The 3,609-nt window shown below is 68.4% G+C and carries 1 protein-coding gene; it reads left to right on the top strand.

Annotation, left to right across the window (positions count from 1 at the left end; genetic code table 11):
• A partial coding sequence (locus tag ACYVJH_RS11925) for a non-ribosomal peptide synthetase (RefSeq protein WP_460454875.1) occupies positions 1-3,609 on the top strand: 3,609 nt, incomplete at both ends.

Below are 3,609 nucleotides of genomic sequence, written 5' to 3'. Positions count from 1 at the left end.
CGAGCTCACGGCCGCGCTGCGCCGCCTGGGCCAGCGCCACGGCACGACGCTGTTCCAGACCCTGCTCGCCAGCTGGGCGCTGCTGCTTTCGCGGCTTTCGGGGCAGGAGGACCTGGTGATCGGCACGCCCTCGGCCAACCGCGACCATGGCCAGACCCAGGACCTGATCGGCTTCTTCGTCAACGCCCTGCCGCTGCGCATCGATCTCAGTGGCGACCCCACCGTCGCCGAGCTGCTGGCCCGCACCCGGGCCACGGCGCTCGACGCGCTGGCGCACCAGGACATCCCCTTCGAACAGGTTGTCGACCTCGTCGGCTCCGAGCGAAACCTCTCGCACAACCCACTCTTCCAGGTCGCGTTCGCGCTGCAGAACGCACCAGCGCCTCCCTTTGCGCTGGCCGCCCTGGACATCGCGACCCTGCCCCGTCCCACGCATCGCAGCGCGATCTTCGACCTGTCGGTCCATCTATGGGAATCGGAAGGCGGAATCACCGGCTTGCTCGAGTTCGCATCGTCCCTGTTCGATCGCGCGTCGGTACAGCGCATCATCGAGCGATGGCGCATCGTGCTCGCCCAGCTCGAATCGGCACAGGAAGTTCCGGTGGCTGAGTTGGCCCTCATGGGCGCCTCGGAGGAAGATGAGATCGCCACGTGGACGACGGCCCCGGGGCCACTGGCGCCTGGGGACGTGGTCGAACGAATCCAGGCGCAGGCGCGATCCCAGCCCCGTGGCATCGCCCTCCGGCAAGGCGACGTGGCCGTGGACTACGGCACCCTGCTGGCGGCCGCGGAAATGCTTGCCAACGCACTGCGCGAACAGGGCGCCGGGCCGGGAGCCCGGGTGGCGCTTTGCCTGCGCCGAACGCCCGCCCTGCCGGTGGCCATGCTGGCGGTGCTTCGCGCCGGTGCGGCCTACGTCGCCATCGACCCGGACGTTCCCAGCAGCCGCCTGGCCTACTTCCTCGGCGACAGTTCGCCGGTGGTGGCATTGGCGGATCCCGACCTGACCCTGCCCGGGCACTGGCAGTCCCTGCCGCGCTTGGATCCGTCGCAATTCCTCCGGGCCGCGACGATGCCCGATGATCCGTTGGCCGAGGCGCCTTGCGTCGCCGCCGAACGAGCGGACCCCGATGACATTGCCTATGTCATCTACACCTCCGGTTCGACCGGCCATCCCAAGGGCGTGCAGATCACGCGCGGTGGCCTGGCCAACCTGGTGGCCTGGCACGTGGACCAGTTCGCACTGGCGCCCGGGCAATCGACCTCGGCGCTGGCCGGCCTGGCCTTTGACGCCTTCGCCTGGGAGGTGTGGCCCGCCCTCTCGGCCGGGACCACCCTGCACCTTCCGGGAGAACAAGAAGGCCGGGATCCGTCCGCCTTGCTCGCCTGGTGGGCGGCAGCGCCGCTGGACGTGTCGTTCCTGCCCACGCCCCTGGCCGAACTCGCCTTCCGTGACGGCCCATTGAACCCCGGATTGCGCCTGCTGCTGGTGGGCGGCGACAAGCTGCACCATGTTCCCGCCGCACTGCCCTTTGAACTGGTCAACAACTACGGACCGACCGAAACGACCGTGGTGGCGACGTCGGGCACCCTGTCGTCCGATGGTGACGTCATCGACGTGGGCCGACCCATCGCCAACATGCGCGTGGAAGTGCTGGATGGGCGAGGGCGGCGCGTCCCGGTCGGCGTCGTTGGCGAAGTGCACGTTGGTGGACACGGTGTCGCCGCCGGCTATCTTGGCCTGCCGGACCTGGACGCGGAGCGGTTCGTGCCCGATCCGTTCCCTGTAGGCGCGGCCAGCCGCCTTTACCGTACGGGTGACCTGGGTCGCTGGTTGCCCGACGGCCGCCTGGATATCCGCGGGCGCAACGACGACCAGGTGAAGGTGCGTGGCTTTCGCATCGAACCCGGTGAAGTCGCTACCTTCCTCAAGTCCCGGCCTGGCGTAGCCGACGCGCTGGTGTTGCCCGTCGGAGAAGGCCCGGAGCGCCGGCTCGCCGCGTATGTGCGCGCCGAACCGGGCGCCCGTCCGGCGGACGCCCGGGAGCTGGTGCAAGCGCAGGTAGGCCATTGGGCCACGCTCTACGACGACAACTACGCCAGTTCGACCGACGTCGACGGCACCGAAGACTTCACCGGCTGGATCAGCAGCTTCACCGGCAAGCCCATCCCCGAAGTCCAGATGCGTGCCTGGCGCGACGAAACACTGGAACGAATCCGTGCGCTGGGCGCCCGTCGCATCCTGGAGATCGGCTGCGGTTCCGGCCTGCTGCTGTTCCCCCTGGCCCCCGAGGCCGAGGTTTATGTGGGCACCGACCTGTCTTCGGAGACGATCGACCGACTCAGGAAAAAGACGGCCGCCCTCGGGCTGACGAAGGTATCGCTGCACCATCGGGAGGCGACCGACTTTTCAGGCCTGGGAATCGACTTCGACCTGGTGATCATCAACTCGGTCGCACAGTACTTCCCCTCGGCGCAGTACCTAAAGGAAGTGCTGGGTCTGGCCATGGCTGCGCTCGCCCCGGGTGGCAGCCTTTTCCTTGGCGATCTGCGCCACCTTGGCTTGCTCGAGGCGTTCCACACGGCCACCCAGGACGCCCGCTCCCAGGACCGCCTTGCCGTCGCACAGCTTTCGGCGAATGCGAAGTTCGCCGCCGCCGCGGACAAGGAACTCCTGGTGGATCCGGCCTTCCTGCGCGAATTCGCAGCCTCGCTCGGCATGGCCGGCGGACTTCGCCTGTTGCCGAAACAAGGCGGACACGAAAACGAGCTGACGGCTTACCGCTTCGACGCGATCCTTCATTACGGTTCGCTGCCCTCGGTATCGAACGCGGCGGCATGGCGCTGGCGCGAGGATGCCCTTGACGGGGAGCGCCTGCGTCAACGGCTGGCCGCCTCACCCCGACAGGCCTACGTCTTGCTGGGAATCGACAATCCCTTGCTTGTTCGCGATTGCGCCCTCAGCCGGCTTATCCACGCCGCCGGCGAGCAGGAGGAGCTCTCGCGGATCCGGTCCCTTGCTGCCGAAAAAGCAGCTGCCAGGCCGTCGCTTTCTCCCGCACGGCTGCTCGAGCTGGCGACGGCCCAGGCATACCAGGTCGTCCTTCACTGGGAGGGCGCGGACGCCGCCAGGTTCCATGCGCTGCTGCTTCCTGCCGAACAGCACGCAGCACCCCTGCCCGCGTTTCCCGCAGCCTTCATCGAGCCCGGCGCCGAGCGTCCGTTGACGAACGCGCCGATGCAGGCCAGCATCCGCGCCCGCCTCCGGGAGGCCCTGGCAAACGCCCTGGCCGATGAACTGCCGGCCTACCTGCAGCCAGCCCATCTCCTGGTGCTGGATGCATTTCCCCTCACCGCCAGCGGCAAGGTGGACCGACGGGCACTGGAGTCGCTGGTGCACGGCACCTCGAGCTCGGCCTATTCCGCTCCCGAGAGCCGGACCGAATCGGCGCTGGCGGAGACTTGGTCACAGCTCCTGGGCCTCCCCCGCATCGGCCGCGACGACCATTTCTTCGATCTGGGTGGCCATTCGCTGCTCGCCGTGCAGGTGATCTCGCGGGTCCGCCAGTCGCTGGGCGTGGACGTCGTCCTGGCCGACCTGTTCGCCCA

It is taken from the genome of Arenimonas aestuarii (assembly GCF_054781715.1).
Note: the sequence above shows the minus strand (reverse complement) of the source record. Positions and strands in the feature narration are given on the sequence as shown.